This window comes from Nocardioidaceae bacterium, assembly GCA_018672315.1.
Taxonomy (GTDB): Bacteria; Actinomycetota; Actinomycetes; order Propionibacteriales; family Nocardioidaceae; genus TYQ2.
On the sequence record CP076053.1, the window covers coordinates 918,981 to 938,751 of the forward strand.

16 protein-coding genes are annotated in these 19,771 nt (G+C 72.4%); 3 read left to right on the forward strand and 13 right to left on the reverse strand.

What is annotated here, in order from left to right; all coding sequences use genetic code 11:
- Positions 1-5: 5 nt before the first annotated feature.
- Entirely contained in the window at positions 6-1,562 is a 1,557-nt protein-coding gene (locus tag KLP28_04330) for an amidophosphoribosyltransferase (GenBank protein ID QWC85966.1), read from the reverse strand.
- Between the two features lie 83 nt (positions 1,563-1,645).
- Here KLP28_04330 and rocD point away from each other — a divergent pair, with 83 nt between their 5' ends.
- Positions 1,646-2,914 (forward strand): ornithine--oxo-acid transaminase, encoded by a 1,269-nt coding sequence (rocD, locus tag KLP28_04335; GenBank protein QWC85967.1) that lies wholly within the window; start codon positions 1,646-1,648, stop codon positions 2,912-2,914.
- 30 nt (positions 2,915-2,944) lie between these two features.
- Here rocD and KLP28_04340 read toward each other — a convergent pair whose 3' ends face one another.
- The 5 genes from KLP28_04340 to KLP28_04360 form a co-directional block, all read right to left on the reverse strand.
- Positions 2,945-3,889, reverse strand: coding sequence for a hypothetical protein (locus KLP28_04340; GenBank protein QWC85968.1), 945 nt, complete (start codon positions 3,887-3,889; stop codon positions 2,945-2,947).
- A gap of 14 nt (positions 3,890-3,903) precedes the next feature.
- Complete coding sequence (locus tag KLP28_04345) at positions 3,904-4,161, reverse strand: HPr family phosphocarrier protein (protein ID QWC85969.1); 258 nt, start codon at positions 4,159-4,161, stop codon at positions 3,904-3,906.
- Between the two features lie 127 nt (positions 4,162-4,288).
- The gene (locus KLP28_04350; protein QWC85970.1) at positions 4,289-6,361 is read right to left on the reverse strand and encodes a fructose-specific PTS transporter subunit EIIC; all 2,073 of its coding nucleotides are present in this window, start codon (positions 6,359-6,361) and stop codon (positions 4,289-4,291) included.
- Positions 6,358-7,404 carry a hexose kinase gene (locus KLP28_04355; protein QWC85971.1) on the reverse strand — a complete coding sequence of 349 codons (1,047 nt, stop codon included), beginning with the start codon at positions 7,402-7,404 and terminating at the stop codon, positions 6,358-6,360. Before KLP28_04355 ends, KLP28_04350 begins: the two co-directional genes overlap by 4 nt.
- Complete coding sequence (locus tag KLP28_04360) at positions 7,401-8,165, reverse strand: DeoR/GlpR family DNA-binding transcription regulator (GenBank protein QWC85972.1); 765 nt, start codon at positions 8,163-8,165, stop codon at positions 7,401-7,403. Before KLP28_04360 ends, KLP28_04355 begins: the two co-directional genes overlap by 4 nt.
- A 98-nt stretch (positions 8,166-8,263) precedes the next feature.
- Here KLP28_04360 and ptsP point away from each other — a divergent pair, with 98 nt between their 5' ends.
- On the forward strand, positions 8,264-9,958 hold the full coding sequence (gene ptsP / locus KLP28_04365) for a phosphoenolpyruvate--protein phosphotransferase (protein ID QWC85973.1): 1,695 nt from the start codon (positions 8,264-8,266) through the stop codon (positions 9,956-9,958).
- 138 nt (positions 9,959-10,096) lie between these two features.
- On the opposite strand, the gene KLP28_04370 is transcribed toward ptsP, so the two are convergent.
- The 4 genes from KLP28_04370 to KLP28_04385 form a co-directional block, all read right to left on the reverse strand.
- Entirely contained in the window at positions 10,097-11,455 is a 1,359-nt protein-coding gene (locus tag KLP28_04370; protein ID QWC85974.1) for a dipeptidase, read from the reverse strand.
- Between the two features lie 54 nt (positions 11,456-11,509).
- Positions 11,510-11,989: a (2Fe-2S)-binding protein gene (locus KLP28_04375; protein QWC85975.1), complete on the reverse strand. Its 480-nt coding sequence runs from the start codon at positions 11,987-11,989 to the stop codon at positions 11,510-11,512.
- Positions 11,990-12,056: 67 nt separating this feature from the next.
- The gene (locus tag KLP28_04380) at positions 12,057-14,330 is read right to left on the reverse strand and encodes a molybdopterin-dependent oxidoreductase (protein ID QWC86793.1); all 2,274 of its coding nucleotides are present in this window, start codon (positions 14,328-14,330) and stop codon (positions 12,057-12,059) included.
- A 313-nt stretch (positions 14,331-14,643) separates the two neighbouring features.
- Positions 14,644-15,003 (reverse strand): hypothetical protein, encoded by a 360-nt coding sequence (locus KLP28_04385; protein QWC85976.1) that lies wholly within the window; start codon positions 15,001-15,003, stop codon positions 14,644-14,646.
- Positions 15,004-15,179: 176 nt separating this feature from the next.
- On the opposite strand from KLP28_04385, the gene KLP28_04390 reads away from it, so the two are divergent.
- A complete protein-coding gene (locus KLP28_04390) occupies positions 15,180-16,520 on the forward strand; it encodes a DUF1906 domain-containing protein (GenBank protein QWC85977.1) in 1,341 nt (446 codons plus the stop codon).
- A 9-nt stretch (positions 16,521-16,529) separates the two neighbouring features.
- Here KLP28_04390 and purL read toward each other — a convergent pair whose 3' ends face one another.
- The 3 genes from purL to purS are packed head-to-tail and all read right to left on the reverse strand — an operon-like array spanning position 16,530 to position 19,734.
- Positions 16,530-18,818, reverse strand: a complete 2,289-nt coding sequence (gene purL, locus KLP28_04395; protein ID QWC85978.1) for a phosphoribosylformylglycinamidine synthase subunit PurL — start codon at positions 18,816-18,818, stop codon at positions 16,530-16,532.
- Entirely contained in the window at positions 18,815-19,483 is a 669-nt protein-coding gene (purQ, locus tag KLP28_04400; protein QWC85979.1) for a phosphoribosylformylglycinamidine synthase subunit PurQ, read from the reverse strand. The genes purL and purQ overlap by 4 nt, the downstream gene beginning before the upstream one ends.
- A complete protein-coding gene (gene purS / locus KLP28_04405) occupies positions 19,480-19,734 on the reverse strand; it encodes a phosphoribosylformylglycinamidine synthase subunit PurS (protein QWC85980.1) in 255 nt (84 codons plus the stop codon). Before purS ends, purQ begins: the two co-directional genes overlap by 4 nt.
- Positions 19,735-19,771: the final 37 nt, after the last annotated feature.

Here is a 19,771-nt window from a genome sequence, read left to right on the forward strand (position 1 = left end):
GGGGCTCAGGGGTGCCGCAGGGAGGCGGTGCTGCCGCCGCCCGGGGTGACGGTCGCGAGACCGTCGACGTCGATGTGGGCACGGCCGTCGGACTCGAGCAGGCTCTTGCCGAGCAGAGCCGGCTCCGGCAGGGCCACGGGGTACTCCCCGTCGAAGCAGGCACGGCAGAGGTTGTCGTACGGGGTGTTCGTCGCCTCGACGAGCTGCTCGAGGGAGACGTAGCCGAGGGAGTCCGCGCCGATGCTGCGGCAGATCTCCTCGGTGTTCAGGCCGTTGGCGATCAGCTCGGCCCGGGTGGCGAAGTCGATGCCGTAGAAGCAGGGCCACTTCACCGGCGGCGCGGAGATGCGGACGTGGATCTCGGCCGCGCCGGCCTCGCGCAGCATGCGGATCAGGGAGCGCTGCGTGTTGCCGCGGACGATGGTGTCGTCGACGACCACGAGGCGCTTGCCCTCGATGACGTCGCGCAACGGGTTGAGCTTCAACCGGATGCCGAGCTGTCGGATGGTGTCGCTGGGCTGGATGAAGGTGCGACCGACGTAGGAGTTCTTCACCAGGCCGGTGCCGTACGGGATGCCGGACTCCTCGGCGTACCCGATCGCCGCGGGCGTGCCCGACTCCGGCACCGGGATGACGAGGTCGGCCTCGGCCGGGAAGTCCCGCGCGAGGCGACGCCCGATCTCCACACGCACCGAGTGCACGCGCTGGTCGTTCATGCGGGTGTCGGGGCGGGCGAGGTAGACGAACTCGAAGAGACAGTGCTTCGGCGCCTTCTCGGCGAACGTGCGCGTACGCAGGCCGTCGGCGTCGATGACGACCATCTCGCCGGGCTCGACCTCCCGCACGTAGGAGGCACCGACGATGTCGAGCGCCGCGGTCTCGCTCGCGACGACCCAGCCGCGCTCGAGACGACCCAGCACCAGCGGGCGGATGCCCTGGGGGTCCCGGGCCGCGTAGAGGGTGTGCTCGTCCATCCAGACCAGCGAGAAGGCGCCGCGGACGAGCGGCAGCAGCTCGGCGGCCCGGTCCTCGAGGGACTCGTGCGGGTGGTGCGCCAGCAGGCCGGTCAGCACCGAGGAGTCGTTGGTCGAGAACTCCTTCATCCTCAGCTCAATCTCACCGGAGTCGCTCGGCAGCTCGGCGAGCATCGCCGCCAGCTCGGAGGTGTTGATCAGGTTGCCGTTGTGCCCCAGGGCCAGCGATCCGTGTGCGGTGGGCCGGAAGGTCGGCTGCGCGTTGTTCCAGGTCGAGGCGCCGGTGGTGGAGTAGCGGCTGTGTCCGATCGCGAGGTTGCCCTGGAGGGTGGCGAGCGTCGGCTCGTCGAAGACCTGGCTGACCAGGCCCATGTCCTTGTAGACGAGGATCTGACGGCCGTTGCTCACCGCGATGCCGGCGGACTCCTGACCGCGGTGCTGCAGGGCGTACAGGCCGTAGTAGGTGAGCTTCGCGACCTCCTCGCCGGGCGCCCACACCCCGAAGACGCCACAGGCGTCCTGAGGACCGAGATCGGTCGGGTCGAGGGCGGTGGTCAGGCGGCCGTCGCCGCCGCGTCTCCCGGGCACACGGACCAGCCTAACGGCCGCCCTCGGCTGCCTGCGAGCCCGACGGGTTAGCCCTGCGCGGCGGCCTGTGACACCGTGGGGACATGACTGCCACGACCTCCGACAGCACCACCGTCGAGCACCCGGCGGGCGGTCCCGACCTCGGCGGGAGCCTCGACAGCGCGGGCCACATCGCGCTCACCGAGAAGCACGCGGCCCACAACTACCATCCCCTGCCCGTCGTGCTCGCCTCGGGCGAGGGGGCGTGGGTGACCGACGTCGAGGGGCGCCGCTACCTCGACTGCCTCGCCGGCTACTCGGCGCTGAACTTCGGGCACTCCCACCCACGACTGCTCGCGCGGGCCCAGCAGCAGCTGTCGACGCTGACGCTGACCTCGCGCGCCTTCTTCAACGACCAGCTCGGCCCGTTCACCCGCGACCTCGCCGCGCTCGCCGGCAAGGACATGGTGCTGCCGATGAACACCGGCGCCGAGGCCGTCGAGACCGCCGTGAAGGTCGCCCGCAAGTGGGGCTACCGCACCAAGGGCATCACCGACGGCGCGGCGAAGATCGTGGTCATGGCCGGCAACTTCCACGGTCGCACCACCACGATCATCAGCTTCAGCAACGACGAGGTCGCCCGCAAGGAGTACGCGCCGTACACCCAGGGCTTCGCGATGGTCCCCTACGGCGACGTCGAGGCGCTGCGCGAGGCGATGGACGACGACGTCGTCGCCGTGCTGCTCGAGCCGATCCAGGGCGAGGGCGGCGTGGTGATCCCGCCGGAGGGCTTCCTCCGCGACGTGCGCGCGGTCTGCTCCGAGCACGGTGCGCTGATGATCGCCGACGAGATCCAGTCGGGTCTGGCGCGCACGGGACGCACCTTCGCCTGCGACCACGAGGACGTCGTGCCCGACATGTACGTGCTCGGCAAGGCGCTGGGCGGCGGTCTCTACCCCGTCTCCGCCGTCGTCGCCGACGAGTCCGTGCTCGGTGTGATCTCCCCCGGCACCCACGGGTCGACCTTCGGCGGCAACCCGCTGGCAGCGGCCGTCGGGCACGAGGTCGTGCAGATGCTCGGTGAGGGCGCGTTCCAGGCCCGCGCGGCCGAGCTCGGCGAGCGGTTGGAGAAGGGCCTGACGGCCTACGTCGGCAAGGGTCTCGACGCCGTGCGCGTCCGCGGCCTGTGGGCCGGCGCCGACATCACCGACGACGTGATGACCGGCCGTGATGTCACCGAGGGGCTGCTGGCCCGGGGCATCCTCAGCAAGGAGGCGCACGGGCAGACGGTGCGCCTGGCGCCGCCGATCGTGGCCGACGAGGACGACATCGACCGCCTGGTCGCCGCCTTCGGCGACGTGCTGGGGGCCTGACCTCACGAGCGCACGCCGCGCTCGATCCCGTCAGTCGATCAGTGCGTCCGCTGTGGCGTCGCGGAGACGTCGCGCCTCCTGCAGGTCGCCCTCCGTCTCGGCGTACGCCCCGCGCAGTCGCTGCAGGACGCTGTCCACCTCGTGGCGCATGTGCGTGACGCGGTCGGAGGCGTCGGCGATGCGGTTGCGGACGGTCCAGTCGCTGACGATGTTGTCGAAGAACGTGTCGAAGAAGGACAGTCCGACCGAGATCCGGAGATCGGCGACCGGCCCCTCACCGACATCGGCGAGCTCGCGTGAGAGCGCGGCGAGGTCACGGTCCGCAGCCTGCAGCAGGGCCTGTGCGCGGTCGAGCCGGTCGTACTTCACCGCGTCGCTGATCATCCCGCCACCGAAGAACGTGTCGTAGGTCGACCACGAGCCGGCCGAACCGAGCACCTCCTCAGCCCGGGCGAGGCTGATGGAGGCTGACTGAGCCGCCTCGCGCGCCTCGGCGATCTCCTGCAGCCGGTCGCGCAGGAACCCCACCCGTGCGGCGACGTCCGCCGCCTCCTGCGCGGCCGCGCCGTCGGCGGCCGCCGCCCGCTGCAGCACCTCCCCGCGCAGGGCGTCGCGCTGCGTCGACACGTCACCGAGCGCGTCGGCTCGCCGCTCCAGGTCGACCGCCTCGTCCGCCAGCCGGTCGCGGTCGTGCCGCGCACGCGCCAGGTCGTACGCGGCTCGCTCGGACTCGGCGGCTTCGCGGGACAGGTCGGTGTCGCGCGAGCCGCGGATGGTCGCCAGGAGCCGGGTGGGGCTCCACGACTCGAGCTTCGCGACGTCGTCGGCCTCCGCCTCGGACCGCTCGACAGCGGCCGCCATCGTCCGCTCGGCCTCCTCCAGCTCACGGCGGGTGCGGCCCAGCCGGGCTCGCAGCCGTTGCTGCTCGGCCTCGTCCCGCGCCAGCTCCTCGGCACGCGCACGCAGCGAGCCCATGCGGTTCCCTCCGATCAGGCGTCGAGGTCCTTCTCGACCATCGCGGCGATCTCCTCGACGTGCGCCTTCTCCTCGCCGGAGACGACGACCTGGTCGCCCTGGGCCGCACCGAGCGTCATGATCATCAGCGCCGAGCTGGCGTCGACGGGCTCGTCGTCGGGGGTGCCGATGAACAGGTCGGAGCCGAGCTCGGCCGCGCGGTCGGCGATCAGGCCGGCAGGGCGGGCGTGCAGGCCGACGGCCGATCCGACGGTGACGGTCTTGCTGGCCATGAGGAGTCCTCCAGGTCGTGGCGGGTGGGTGTCGCTGGGTCGCAGCAGTGGGTCAGACCGTACGACGGGCGTCGTCGTGGCGACCCGGGTGGTGGCGGGCAGTCTTGCCGACCGCCCGCCACCGACGCTAGACCGCCACGGCTTCGCGCGCCGCCGGAGTCGTGACCGCCGCGGGTCGACGACCCATCGACTTCAGCGCCACGACGGCGAGGGCGGCGACCACGGTGCCGACGGCGAGCGCGATGAGGAAGCCGAGGATCCCGTCGACGGCGAACGGCAGCACGAAGATGCCGCCGTGCGGCGCCCGCAGCCCGACGTCGAGCGCCTGGGAGAGGCCGCCGGTGACACCGGCGCCGAGCATGACCGCCGGGATGACACGCAGCGGGTCTGCCGCGGCGAACGGGATCGCCCCCTCGGAGATGAACGAGGCGCCCAGGAGCCAGGCGGCCTTGCCGTTCTCGCGCTCCGCCTGGTTGAACAGCTGGGGCCGGACGACGGTCGCCAGGGCGAGCGCCAGCGGCGGCACCATGCCTGCGAGCATGACCGCGGCCATGATCTTGAGCTGCGGGGCGTCCGTGGCCGTCGCCGCCGCGGCGAGGCCGGTGGTGGCGAAGGTGTAGGCCACCTTGTTGAGGGGGCCGCCGAGGTCGAAGGCCATCATCAGGCCGAGGATGACGCCGAGCAGGATCGCCGAGGTGCCGGTCATCGAGTTCAGGCCGTCGGTGAGGCCCTGCATCAGGGCGGCGAGCGGGCGGCCGAGCACGACGACCATCACGAACCCGGTGATGAGCGTGGCGCCCAGCGGGATGACCAGCACCGGCATCAGGCCGCGGGCCCAGGCCGGGACCTTCCAGCCGGAGATCCACTTCGCGACCACACCCGCGAGGACACCGCCGATGATGCCGCCCAGGAAGCCGGTCGAGAGCGTGCCGGCGAGGGCGCCCATCACGAAACCGGGTGCGATGCCCGGACGGTCCGCGATGGCGTACGCGATGTAGCCCGCCAGAGCCGGCACGAGGAAGCCGAACGCGGCTGCTCCGAGGGCGAAGAACAACGCCCCGAGGTAGGCCATCAGGCTGCTGCCGAACAGCGCGTGGTCGAGGCCGAGCTCCGCCACGTCCGGCAGGTTGAACAGCGAGTTGTTGGTCGCGATGTCGACGCCAGGACCGGTGATCTCGTACCCGCCGAACAGGAAGCCCAGGGCGATCAGCAGACCGCCCGCGGCGACGAACGGGATCATGTAGGAGACGCCGGTCATCAGGACCCGCCGGGTGCGTGCGCCCCAGGACTCGTTGTCGCCGCCCCCGGTCGCGGTCGAGGCGGCATCTCCACCGCCTCCCCCCTCGACGCGTCGGGCAGACGGGTCGTGGGCGGCACGCAGCGCGTCGCTGATCATGCCGTCGCTGTCGTCGATGGCGCGCTTGACGCCGGAGGAGACCAGGGGCTTCCCGGCGAAGCGGGCGCGGTCGCGTACGCCCACGTCGACAGCGAAGATCACCGCGTCGGCGGCCGCGATCGTCTCGGGCGGCAGCGGCGTGGCGCCGGCCGATCCCTGGGTCTCGACGTCGAGGCGTACGCCGGCGCGCCCGGCGGCGGCCTCCAGCGCCTCGGCGGCCATGTAGGTGTGCGCGATGCCGGTCGGGCAGGCGGTCACCGCGACCAGCCGGCGCACCTCGGAGCTCGCCTGCGCGGGGACGGCGGGCGCCGCCGGGGCGCCCGGGGCGGGCGCGGCGGCACCCGTCTCGGAGGGGATGGTGACGACGTCCTGGATCAGCGCGACGGCGGCCTCGGGGGTCGCCGCGGCACGAAGGCCCTCGACGAAGTCCTTCTTCACCAGGGAGCGGGCCAGCTGGGTGAGGATCTTCAGGTGCGTCTGGCCGCCTCCGGCCGGGGCGCAGATCAGGAACGCGAGGTCGGCGGCGCCGTCCTTGGCGCCGAAGTCGACCGTCGGTGCCAGCCGTGCGAAGACCAGGGTGGGCTCGGTGACCGCCTCGGTGCGGCAGTGAGGGATCGCGATGCCGCCGGGCATGCCGGTGGCCGAGGTCTCCTCGCGGGCCAAGGCGTCGGCGGCGAGGCGCTCGACGTCCTCGGTCCGTCCGGCCTCGCCCGCCACCGCGGCGAGGGCACGGATGACCTCGTGCTTGTCGTGCCCCAGCGCGGCATCGAGCCGCACCAGGGTCGGGGTGATCAGGTCTGTCATGCGGTCCCTCCCGGGGTGGTGGCGAGCTCGAGCTCGCGGACGGTGACCAGGTCGATGTCGACCTGCTCTGGTGCGGGGATCGTGGTGCCGGGGAGCCCGGCTGCGGCAGCGCCCCAGGCGACGGCCGAGGCCAGGCGCTCCGGCGGGGTGCCGCCCTCAAGGGCGGCGCGCAGGTAGCCGAAGAGGCTGCAGTCGCCGGCGCCGACGGTGCTGAGCACGGTCGTGGGTGGCGGCGTGGCGTGCCAGGAGCGCGTACGGCCGGAGGCGTCGGTGGTGACCAGCACGGCGCCGCGGGCGCCGAGCGTGGCGAGCACGACACCGACGCCGTGCTCGAGGAGCCGGGTGGCGGCGGCGGCGGCGGCGTACGCGTCGGCTTCGAGCTCCTCGCCGGTCGCGGTGCCACCGAGGCTGCGCACGAGCGCGGCGAGCTCCTCCCCGTTCGGCTTCAGCAGGTCCGGCGCCACAGCGGCCGCGCGGGCCGGGTCGGCGATCGCGCGTCCCAGCGCCGCGAGCGGGGCGTCGCTGGTGTCGATCGCGACGTACGCGCCCCGGTCGCGCAGACCCGGGACGAGGTCGACGTACCAGTCGGTCGGGGCACCGGGCGGCAGGGAGCCGGCCAGCACGACCCAGGACGGTCCGGCGTCGAGCCCCGGGCGCGTCCGGGTGGTCTCGAGCGTCTCTTCGACGGCGTCGGCGAGGGCGCCGAGGAGGTGGGAGTCGACGGGCCCACCGGGGGTGTTGACCTTCGTCGTCGTCCCGTCGGGCTCGGTGAGGGTGAGGTTGACGCGGACGGGCCCCGCCGGCACCGCACGGCAGGCGATGCCGTCGCCGCGCAGACCGGTCAGGAAGGGGTCCTGCTCGGCCGCCGGCAGCACGGCGACGGTGGGGACACCTGCCTGCGTGGCCGCGCGGGAGATGTTGACGCCCTTGCCGCCGGCCTGGCTGCCCACACCGGTGGCTCGCAGCACGGCGCCCCGCTCCAGGGGGCCGGCGAGGTCGACGGTGCGGTCGACGCTCGGGTTCGCGGTGAGGGTGATGATCACGCGACCAGCACCTCCACCCCGGCCTGCTCGAGACGCTCGACCAGCGCGTCGCTGATGCCCGCGTCGGTGACGAGCGTGTCGACGTCGGCGAGGTCGGCGAAGCGCACGGTGGACTCCTGCTCGAGCTTGGTGGAGTCGGCGAGCACGACGACCTTGCGTGCCGCGCGTACGAGGGCGCGCTTCGTGGCCGCCTCGTCGTGGTCGGGGGTCGTGAGGCCCTGCTCGAGGCCGAGCGCGTTGGTGGCGACCAGGGCGAGGTCGACGCGCAACCGCGAGAGCGCCTCGACCGTGTCGGCGCCGACTGCCGCCTGGGTGGTGCTGCGGACGCGGCCGGGCAGGAGCCGCAGCTCGCAGCCGGCGTGCTCGCCCAACGTGGCGGCGACAGGCAGCGCATGGGTGATGATCGTCAGCCTCGCCGTCGCGGGCACGGTCGCGGCGAAGCGCGCGGTGGTCGTGCCGGCGTCGACCAGCACCGAGCCCGCAGCGGGGAGCAGGTCGACGGCGCGGTCGGCGATCGCCTGCTTCTGCGCGGCGCGTTCCTCGGTGCGGACCGGCACGGGTCGTTCGGTGACCAGGGGTGTGCCCGAGCCGACGGCGCCACCGTGGACCCGTCGCAGGTGACCGCCCCGCTCGAGCATGAGCAGGTCACGGCGCACGGTCTCGGCGCTCACGCCGAAGCGCGAGGCCAGGTCGACGACGGCGCAGCGGCCGGCGCTGGCGACCTCCTCGACGATCGCGCTCTGACGCTCCTCGGCGTACATGCCCGCTCCTGACTGATCACGTGGTTTTCTGTGGCTTCTCTCGCAGTTTTGCCGCCCGGGATGTTGACTGTCAAGGGTTTCGGGCCTAGAAATGTGACATGCACCCCAACGAGTCCACAGAGATCCACACAGGCCGACTGACCGGGACGCCTGTCGTCCCGGGCACGACGCTCGCGCCGGTCCTGGTGGTCCGCACCGCGATCGACGTCCGCGCCCTGAAGCGGTTCCGCGCGACGCGCATGGATCTCGAGGCGTCCCTCGAGGCGTACGACGAGGCGGTCGCGACGGTGCACGCCGGTCTCCTGGCTCGCGCCGAGCTGACCTCCGGGTCGGCCGCCGGCGTGCTCACCGCGACCGCGGGACTGGTGCGCGACAAGGGCCTGCGCAGCGCGGTGCGCAAGAACCTGGTCGCCGGGCACCACCTGATGGACGCGCTCGAGGCCGCCGTCGAGCAGTTCGCCACGCTCTTCACGCAGATGGGCGGACTGATGGCCGAGCGGGTGACCGACCTGCGCGACATCAACCGCCGCCTGCTGGCGCGGCTGGCCGGCCAGCCGGAGCCCGGCCTGCCGGTCCCTGAGGTGGCGTCGGTGATGGTGGCCGAGGACCTGGCCCCGGCCGACACCGCCGGCCTGGACCCGACCCTGGTCGCCGCGCTCGTCACCGAGCGGGGCGGACCCACCAGCCACACCGCGATCATCGCCCGGCAGCTCGGTATCCCGTGCGTCGTCGCCGCCGCGGGCGTCATGGAGCTGACCGACGGCACGCCGGTGATGGTCGACGGCACGACCGGTGAGATCGTGCTCGACCCCGACCCGGCGATGGCCGAGAAGCGCATCGAGGGCGACCGGCTGCAGCGCGCGGCCGCCGAGGCGTGGACGGGCCCGGGACGTACGGCCGACGGCACCCGCGTGGAGATCCTCGCCAACGTCGCGGACGCGTCGTCCGCGGCGTCCGCAGCGCAGGCCCCGGTCGAGGGGGTGGGCCTGTTCCGCACCGAGCTGTGCTTCCTGGACCGCAAGGACGAGCCCGACGTCGCCGAGCAGACCGACGTGTACGCACGCGTGCTCGAGCACTTCGTCGACGCCGACCACGTGGTCGTCCGCACCCTCGACGCGGGCTCGGACAAGCCGGTCGCCTTCGCCACGCACGAGGGCGAGGAGAACCCGGCACTGGGCGTACGTGGCCTGCGGCTCTCCTTCTCCGACCCCGGGCTCCTCGAGCGTCAGGTCGAGGCGATCGCCGGCGCGGCCTCGCGCACGGACGCGCCGACCTGGGTGATGGCGCCGATGGTGGCGACCGTCGCCGAGGCGCGCGACTTCGCGACCGTGGTGCGCGGGCACGGCCTGCAGGCGGGCGTGATGGTCGAGGTGCCCAGCGCGGCGCTGCTGGCCCCGCGCATCCTCGCCGAGGTCGACTTCCTGTCCATCGGCACCAACGACCTCACCCAGTACGCCATGGCCGCCGACCGCATGGCAGGCGACCTCGCGCACCTCACCGACCCGTGGCAGCCGGCCGTGCTGCGCCTGATCGAGATGACGGCACGGGCGGGGCGCGAGGCCGGCAAGCCGGTCGGCGTGTGCGGCGAGGCGGCAGCCGACCCGCTGCTCGCCGCCGTCATGGTCGGCATGGGCGTGACGTCGCTGTCGATGGCGGCGGCCGCCGTACGCCCCGTGGGTGCCCGTCTGGCCTCGGTCACCGACGCGCAGTGCGCCGAGGCCGCGAAGGCTGCCCTCGAGGCGGGCGACCCCACCGAGGCGCGGGAGGCCGTACGCCTCGTGCTCGACGCCTGAGACGCCTCCGCCGCCCGCTCCTGAACGCCCGCGTATGCGGGTGTTCCCGGACTCACGCGGGAGTACAGACCCGCGCAGGTACCTGAACGCCCGCGTACGCGGGCGTTCGGGCCGGGGTCAGGCGGGGGGCGGCCTGGGTCAGAGGTCGGCGACGCGCTGCAGCAGGAGGGCCTCGGCGAGGCAGACCCGCTCGAACTCCGCGAGGTGCAGCCCCTCGTTCGCTCCGTGCGCGCGGGTGTCGGGGTCCTCGACGCCGGTCACCAGCACCGCCGCGTCGGGGAACGCCTCGGTGAACGCGGCGATGAACGGGATCGACCCGCCGATGCCCATGTCGACCGGCCGCGTGCCGTCCCAGGCGTCGGCGAACGCCTCGCGGGCGGCGTCGTACGCAGGACCCGTGGCGTCGATGCTGATCGGCTGCCCGGTGTCGCCGGGGGTGATCGTGACCTCGGCCCCGTACGGCGTGTGCTGTTCCAGGTGCCGCACGAGCGCCGCGAGGGCGTCCTCGGCGTCGTCGCCGGGGGCCACCCGCATCGACACCTTCGCGCGGGCCACCGGGATCAGGGTGTTGGACGCATCGGCGACCCGGGGCGCGTCGAGCGCGACGACGCTGATCGCCGGTCGGGTCCACAGCCGCTCGACGACCGGCCCCTCCCCCAGGGTCTCGACGCCGTCGAGGATCCCGGACTCGGCGCGCCAGCGCTCCTCGGGGTAGTCGACCTCGGCGGCCGGGTAGCTGCCCACGCCGGCCACGGCCACGGCGCCCGTCTCGTCGTGCAGGGTCGCCAGCAGGCGGACGAGGCTCGTCAGCGCGTCGGGCACCAGGCCGCCCCAGATGCCGGAGTGCACCGCGTGGTCGAGCGTGCGCAGCTCCACGACGCAGTCGGCGAGACCGCGCAGGCCGGTGGTGAGAGCAGGCACGCCGATGTCCCAGTTGGTCGAGTCCGCGATCACCATGACGTCGGCGGCCAGCCGGTCGCGGTGCGCCTCGAGGAACGCCGCCAGGGTCGGCGAGCCGATCTCCTCCTCGCCCTCGACGAGCACGGTCACCCCGAGCGGCAGCTCGCCGTGCACGGCACGGTGGGCACGCAGCGCGGCGAGGTGCGCGGCGATGCCGGCCTTGTCGTCGGCTGCCCCCCGGCCGTAGAGCCGCTCGCCCCGCTCGGTCGGCTCGAAGGGTGCGGAGTCCCAGTCGGCCTCGCCGCCGACCGGCTGCACGTCGTGGTGGGCGTACAGCAGGATCGTCGGCGCGCCGTCCGGCGCGGGCGAGGTGCCGAGCACGGCCGGGGCGCCGCCGTCGACGGTCAGGATCTCGACCTCGAGCCCCTCGGCGCGCAGCAGCGCAGCCGTGGCCTCCGCGGACCGCTGCACGTCACCCGCGTGCGCGGGAGAGGCGGAGACCGACGGGATGCGTACGAGGTCCTCCAGGTCGGCGCGTACGCCGGGAAGGAGATCCGTCACGGCGTCGCGGAGCCGCTGCGTGGTGTCATTGCTCATGACGACCACCCTAAGAGTCGTTCAGGAGCGGCTCCGCAGCACCGCTGCGTCGCCTCACATCCGGCTGGCGCCGTCCTTGATCGCGGCGCGGATGCGCTGGTACGTGCCGCACCGGCAGATGTTGCGGATGGCGTCGAGGTCGGCCTCGGTGACCTGACGCCGCTCCTCACGGGTGCGCCTGACCAGCGCCACCGCCTCCATGATCTGGCCCGGCTGGCAGTAGCCGCACTGGGAGACGTCGTGGTCGATCCAGGCCTGCTGCATCGGGTGCAGCCCGCCGCCGACGGTCTTCGGCAGGCCCTCGATGGTGGTGATCTCGTCGCGGGGGCCGAGCTTGCCGACCGGGATCGAGCACGGGTTCACGGCCTTGCCGTTGACGTGCGAGGTGCAGGCCTTGCAGACGTTGATGCCGCAGCCGTACTTCGGGCCGGTGACGCCGAGGCGGTCACGCAGCACCCACAGCAGGCGCTCGTTCTTGCCGGCGCGGACGGTGACCTTCTGGCCGTTGACGCGGAGCGTGCGCTTCTTGGGCACGGTGTCCTCCAGCTTCCTGAGAGTTCGAGTTCGAGTTCGAGGGACGGTGACAGTGGCTCAGCGGGGCTCAGCGGGCGAACCGCAGGCCGTTCTTCGGCGAGGGCGGCACCGGCGGCACGAACGTCTTCGGCTTGAAGGCGATCTCGTCGCGGTGGTTGATGGGGAAGTACGTCGGCGTGCGGCCGATCGCGGCCCCGTACGCACACGCCACGGCCGAGCAGGTCGCGGCGACACCGGCCTCGCCGGCACCGCCCGGCTCCTCGATGTCGGTGTCGATGATGTGGATGTCCACGCGCGGCGGCGTGTTCCACTGCCGGGTGTAGAAGTAGTTGTCCCAGCTGGCCTCGAGGAAGCGCCCGTTGCGCAGGTGCATCGAGGAGGTCAGCGCCATGGCGATGCCGTCGTTGATGCCGCCCATCATCTGGGCCTCGAGACCCTTCGGGTTGACCACCTGACCGGCGTCGACGGCGAAGGTGACGCGGCGTACGCGTGGCCCGGTGACGGCGTCGCGGATGTCGCGGTCGACGGTGCGCGGACGCATGTCGAGCTCGACGAGTGCCGCGGTGACGCCCTTGTACTCCTTGTGGATCGCGATGCCCTGGTGCACGCCCTTGGGCAGCCGTCGACCCCAGCCGCCCTCCTTGGCGACCTTGTTGAGCACCGTGCGGGTGCGGTCGTCCTTCACGAACTTGCGGCGGAAGGCGAGCCGGTCCATGCCCATCTCGCGCGCCATCTCGTCCATCGTCAGCTCGACGGCCATGCGGACGTCGGGTGAGTAGATGTTGCGCATCGACCCGGTGTTGAAGCGCAGGTCGGTCTCGCCGAGCAGCTGGGTGACCGCACCGAAGTTGAACGGCACCTCCTGGGTGAGGACGAAGACCGTCTGGGCGTACCCGAGGTTGCCGGTGCCGGCAGGCAGCTTCGCCGCGGTGGCGGAGATGATGTCGCCCAGGCCGTGCCGGTAGTCGGTCTCGACGCTGGTGTGGCGCTGGTCGAACTGGATCACCTCGTCGCCGACCATCGTGGCGCGCACGCGCGAGATCGCCATGGGGTGGGCACGACCCTGGCGGGGCTCGTCGGCGCGGTGCCACATCAGCTTCACCGGCTTGCCGATCTTCTTGCTGATCCGTGCCGCCTCGAGCGCCGCGTCGAAGAACAGCTTGCGACCGAACGAGCCGCCCGCCTGCATGACGGTGAACTCGACCTGGTCCTGGCGCATGCCGAGGTCGTTCGCGATCTCCTGCTGCGCCACGATCGGCGACTTGCACGGACCCCAGATGCGCGCCCGGCCGGGCTTCACATCGGCGATCGCACCATTGGGCTCCAGCGAGGAGTTGCTCTTGAAGTAGAACGTGAAGCGGTTGTCGATCACCTTCGTGCCCGGGAGCGCGTCGAGCGGCAGGTCGGGGACGGGCAGCTCGCTGCTGCGCAGACGACGCACGATGTCCTTGTCGGACAGGCCCTCCACCGACCCGGGGTTCCAGTCGACCTTCAGCGCGCGGATCGCCTCGATGCACTGCCCGAAGGTCTTCGCGCGCACCGCGACGCCGGTCGGGATCTTCACCACGTGGGTGACCCCCGGCATCTTCAGGACCTTCTTCTTGTTGCGGATCCTGCGCGGCGAGCCGTTCAGCGTCGGCGGGCGGGCCACCATCGTCGGCTTCGCGCCCTTCACCTTCTTGTCCATCGCGTAGACCTTGGTGCCGGTCACCGCCTCACGGGCGTCGGTACGGCCACGCGGGGTGCCGATCACGCGGAAGTCCGCCGGGCTCTTCAGCACGACGTTGACCGCCTGCGTCTCGATCGCGGCCGCGCTCGTGGTGAGCTCGGCGTAGGAGAACGAGCCCGACGGGCCCGAGACGACGCCGTCGCGCGTGGTCAGCGACTCGACCGCGTCGCCCAGCAGGTCCGAGGCCGCCTGCACCAGCGCCAGCTTGGCGGCGGCGGCGGCGATGCGGATCGGCACGTAGGTCGAGATCGTGGTGTTGGACGCAGCCGTCAGCTGGTTGAAGTTCAGCTCGGGACGCGCCGGCGCGAGCGTGACGTCCACCTTGTCCAGCGGCAGGTCCAGCTCCTCGGCGATCAGCATCGCGGTGGAGGTGACGATGCCCTGGCCGACCTCGGCGCGCGGCAGCTCGAAGGAGGCCGTGCCGTCGCGCTCGATCTTCACGGTGATGAGGTTCGCCGTCGGCCGCGCGGCATCGGTGAGGAACTCGTTGAGGTCGTAGAGCTCGGCCACCTGCGGCGGCGAGGGGACGACGGCGTCCGCGGAGGACCCGAGCCACCCGGCACCCAGGTCGGCTGCCGCGACCACGGTCGAGGCAGCCACCACCCACCCCATGAAGCCCCGCCGGCTGACGCCCAGGGCGGCCTGCGCCTGCGCGTCGAGCACCTGCTCCTGCGACTCCTCGAGCGCCTGGTCCGCTGCCTGGTTCTCCTGCACGTGCGTCACTGGGGCCTCCTGCCCGGCGCAGCCGCTGCCCGGAGGGCGTGGCGGCGCATCGTGTTCTCGTGTGTGTGCCGCTACCGACAACGAGCGTCTGTGGTGGCGGTCACGGCCTGACCAGACATTAGGTGAGAATCAGACAGGGCGCATCGGTCACTGACCGATTGGTCAGTCCAGATTCCGCCATCGGGCGTCGGGATCGAGTCCCTCACGCCAGCGGCAGCCACGGCGTGAGGTCCGAGCGCTCCCCCGAGGCGCGTACCCGCCCGGCCGCGTACGCCTGCTCCCAGCTCGTCTCCCCCAGGGCCAGCGCAAGCCAGGTCGCGGCCTCGGTCTCCACCACGGCCGGTGGCGTGCCACGGGTGTGGCGTACGCCGGGAATGCACTGCACCGCGGCGTACGGGGGCACCCGCACCTCGACCGCCGCACCCGGTGCGCGCTGCGCCAGCACCGCGAGGAAGTGCTTCACCAAGGTGCGCGTCGCTGCGCGATCGGCCGTGCCCGCACGGTGAGAAGCGAGCGCGTCACGGAGCTCGTCGGGATCGGCGGTGCGTACGCGGAAAGCCACCCGAGGAGCCTAGGCCCGCCCGAGAACTGTGCGGACCGCTGCGATCGCGACCGTTTCGCCCGCATCGACCCACGGGCCCGACAACCGGGTTAGCCTGCTCCGGTTCGTGTCACGCCAGTCACGTCTGCCACTCGAGCCCCACCCGTCACACGCCGCACCGATCTCTGGAGACCTCCTTGCGACGCTTCCTCCGTCACGCGCGTACGAGCGCCGTCGCCCTGGCGGGCGCAGCCCTGCTGACCTCCGGGCTCACGCTCGGCCTCACCGGCTCCAGCAGCGCTGCCGGTGTGAGCGTGCACCCGGGCGACTTCACCGGCTACGGCTTCGACCGGTGCATGACCCCCACCCAGGCCGAGATGGACCGTTGGTGGGAGAGCTCGCCGTACCAGGCGGTCGGGGTCTACACCTCGGGCCGCAACCGCTACTGCGCCGACCAGCCGGACCTCACCCGCGAGTGGGTCGCCCGTCAGTCCCAGACCGGCTGGCGCATCCTGCCGATCACGGTCGGGCGCCAGGCTGCGTGCTCGCCGGTGGATCGCTACAAGAGCTGGGCGCGCATCTCCAACAACCGCACCCGCGGCTTCGCCCAGGCCCGCGCCCAGGGCGTGGAGGAGTCCGCCGAGTCCGTGGCCGCCGTGCAGGCGCTCGGCATCGCCAAGGGCTCGACGCTGTGGCTCGACATCGAGTGGTACGACCGCTCCAAGACGCGCTGCGACAAGTCCACGCTCGCCTTCATCGAGTCGTGGTCCGAGGCCACCCGGGACGCGGGCTACGTCGCCGGCATGTACTCCTCGGCCTCGGCCGCGATCCTCTCGGCCAGCCGACGTCTCGACGCCGACCCCTCCTGGGCCGGCCCCGACCAGCTGTGGTTCGCCTGGGGCAACAAGCAGGCCGACGTCGAGCTGGGCCCCTACGGCGACGAGCGCCACTGGCCGAAGGGCCTGATGCACCAGTACGAGCTGGACGTGCTGGCCACCTACGGGGGCCTCGGCATGCACATCGACAAGAACTGGATCGACCTCGGCAAGGGCACGCGGCCGGGACGCCAGGGCAAGCGGTGCCGCACCAGCCTCGACCACGCGACCTACCCGCGGCTCGCCCAGGGCTCCGTCGACGAGCGCGTCGAGGCGATGCAGTGCCACCTGCGCCACGCGGGCTACTACAAGGGCCGCATCCGCCCCGAGTTCCTGCCCCGGCTGACCAGCGCGCTCGTGAGCTACCAGACCGACCGCGGGCTGCGTGCCGACGGCACGACGAACCGGCGCACGTGGGTCTCGCTGCTCGCCCGCGGCACGAACCGCACCGAGGTGGACGTCGTCAAGATCGGGTCCGGCGGTCCCGCGGTGTGGCGGCTGCAGCGCGCGCTGAACGCGACGCGTCGCGCCGTGCCGATCACCGGTGTGTTCGGCTTCGACACGATGAACGCCGTCACGCGCTACCAGAAGCGTCGCGGACTGCCCCAGACCGGCGTCGCGGACACCGCCACCTGGCAGCGGCTGCTCGCCGGCTGGTCCTGACCGGTCGCCTCAGCCGAGGACGGCCGGCAGCGTCGCGGTCCAGGTCGCCCGCAGCTGCTCCACCGAGACGCTGAACAGGTCGTCCTCACCCGAGCGCACCACGAGCTCCTCACCGCCGGTCTCGCCGAGCCGGGTGACGCGTACGCCGTGCTCGCCGGCGAGCCGCTCGACCTCGTCCAGCGACGCGGTGTCCACGGCCACGAGGGCGCGTGCGGTCGACTCGCTGAGCAGCGCGACGGCCGGCTCGGGGTGCACCCGGGCGACGTCGATCGTGGCGCCGACCTCGTGGCGGAGGCACGCCTCGGCGAGTGCCTGACCGAGACCTCCGTCGGACAGGTCGTGCGCGGCGGCCAGCAGCCCACCCTGCCCCGCCTCGACGAGCAGGGCGGCCAGCGACTTCTCGGCGCCCAGGTCGACCTGCGGCGGCGTGCCGCCGAGGTGACCGTGCACGACGTGCGCCCACTCCGAGCCCGACAGCTCCTCCCCGGTGACACCCAGCAGCAGCACGGTCTGGTGCGCCGCGGCGAACCCCGAGCGCGTACGCCGCGTCACGTCCTCGACGACGCCGAGCACGGCGACGACGGGGGTCGGCAGGATCGCCGTGTCGCCGGTCTGGTTGTAGAGCGAGACGTTGCCGCCGGTGACGGGCACACCGAGCGCGAGGCAGGCGTCCTTCAGCCCCCGGCACGCCTCTGCGAACTGCCACATCACGTCGGGGTCCTCGGGCGACCCGAAGTTCAGGCAGTCGCTGACCGCCAGCGGCTGCGCACCGGTGGTCGCGACGTTGCGGTAGCTCTCCGCCAGCGCGAGCTGCGCCCCGGCGTACGGGTCGAGCTTGGCGAACCGGCCGTTGCAGTCGGTGGAGACCGCGACGCCGAGGTTCGTGGCGGGGTCGACCCGCACCATGCCGGCGTCCTCGGGCTGGGCGAGCACGGAGTTGCCGCGCACGTAGCGGTCGTACTGGTCCGTCACCCACGACCGGTCGCACAGGTTGGGGGACCCGAGCAGACGCAGCAGCGTCTCGCGCAGCTCCTCGCCGCCTGCAGGTCGGCGCAGCGACTCGGCGCGGTCGGCCTGCAGGTCGTCCTGCCAGGCGGGTCGTGCGTACGGACGCTCGTACGTCGGCCCGTCGTGGGCGACCGACCGCGGCGGCACGTCGACGACGGTCTCCCCGTGCCAGGTGATCTCGAGGCGGTCGCCGTCGGTGACCTCCCCGACGACCACGGCCTCGACGTCCCATCGCGCACAGATCGCGAGGAACGCCTCGACGTCGCCGGGCTCGACGACGGCCATCATGCGCTCCTGGCTCTCGCTCATGAGGATCTCCTCCGGGCTGAGCGTGGAGTCGCGCAGCGGCACGCGGTCGAGCTCGACGCTCATGCCGCCGTCGCCCGCACTGGCCAGCTCTGAGGTGGCGCAGGAGAGGCCGGCGCCGCCGAGGTCCTGGATGCCGGCGACGAGACCGGCGCCGAAGAGCTCGAGGGTGCACTCGATGAGCAGCTTCTCCATGAAGGGGTCGCCGACCTGCACGCTGGGGCGCTTCGCGGGGCCGTCTGCGTCGAAGGTCTCCGAGGCCAGCACCGAGACGCCGCCGATCCCGTCGCCGCCGGTGCGCGCGCCGTACAGGATGACCTGGTTGCCGACACCGGACGCCTTGGCGAGGTGGAGGTCCTCGTGGCGCAGCACCCCGACACACAGGGCGTTGACCAGGGGGTTGCCGAGGTAGGTCTCGTCGAAGACGACCTCACCACCGATGTTGGGCAGGCCCAGGCAGTTGCCGTAGCCGCCGACGCCCGCCACGATCCCGGGCAGGACACGGGCGGTGTCCTCGGCCTCGAGCGGCCCGAAGCGCAGGGGGTCCATCACCGCGACCGGACGGGCGCCCATCGCGAGGATGTCGCGCACGATGCCCCCGATGCCGGTCGCCGCGCCCTGGTACGGCTCGACGAACGAGGGGTGGTTGTGCGACTCGACCTTGAAGGTCACCGCGTAGCCCTGGCCGATGTCGACGACACCCGCGTTCTCACCGATGCCGGCGAGCATCCGGCCGACGCCGGGCTCCTGCGCGCGGATCTGGTGCGACAGGTCGCCGAACTGCTTCAGGTGCACCTTCGTCGACTTGTACGAGCAGTGCTCGGACCACATCACGGAGTACATCGCGAGCTCGGCGGCGGTCGGCCGACGACCGAGGATCTCGCGGATCCGGGCGTACTCGTCGGCCTTCAGCCCGAGGTCGGCCCACGGCTGCGTGCGGTCGGGGTCGCCCGCCGCGACGCTCACGGTGTCGACGCCGCTCACGAGGCCACCTTCTCCAGCAGCGAGGTGAAGAAGCCCAGGCCGTCCGTGCCGGGGCCGGTGAGGTCCTCGACGCAGTGCTCCGGGTGCGGCATCAGGCCGACGACGTTGCCGGCGGCGTTGGTGATGCCGGCGATGTCGCGCAGCGACCCGTTGGGGTTGCCGCCGACGTAGCGCACGACGACGCGACCGTCGCCCTCGAGCGCGTCGAGCACCGACTCCTCGGCGACGAAGCACCCCTCGCCGTTCTTCAGCACGATCGTCAGCTCCTGACCCGGCGCGTACGCCCGTGTCCAGTCCGTCGTCGCGTTCTCCACGCGCAGCCGCTGGTCGCGACACACGAACTGCATGCGCTCGTTGCGGATCAGCGCACCCGGCAGCAGGTGGGACTCGCACAGCACCTGGAACCCGTTGCAGATGCCGAGCACCGGCAGCCCGTCGCGAGCCCCGTCGACGATCCGCTCCATGACCGGTGCGAAGCGAGAGATCGCCCCGCAGCGCAGGTAGTCGCCGTAGGAGAACCCACCGGGCAGCACCACGGCGTCGACACCGTGGAGGTCGGCGTCGCCGTGCCACAGCGCGACGGGCTCGTGGCCCCCGAGGCGTACGGCGCGCGCCGCGTCGACGTCGTCGAGCGAGCCGGGGAACGTGACGACACCGACCCTCACGCGTCCGGCCCCTCGACGTGCACCTCGTAGTCCTCGATGACCGGGTTGCTGAGCAGGGTCTCGGCCATGCGTCGCACGTCCTCCAGTCGCGCCGGGGTCATCTCTCCGTCGAGCTCCAGCTCGAACCGCTTGCCCTGGCGCACGTCCAGGACGCCGGAGAAGCCGAGCCGGGGCAGCGCACCGGCGACGGCCTTGCCCTGCGGGTCGAGGATCTCGGGCTTGGGCATGACGTCGACGACGACACGGGCCACGGGGGCTCCTAGCGGGTCGGGGGCTGGACGGCAGACG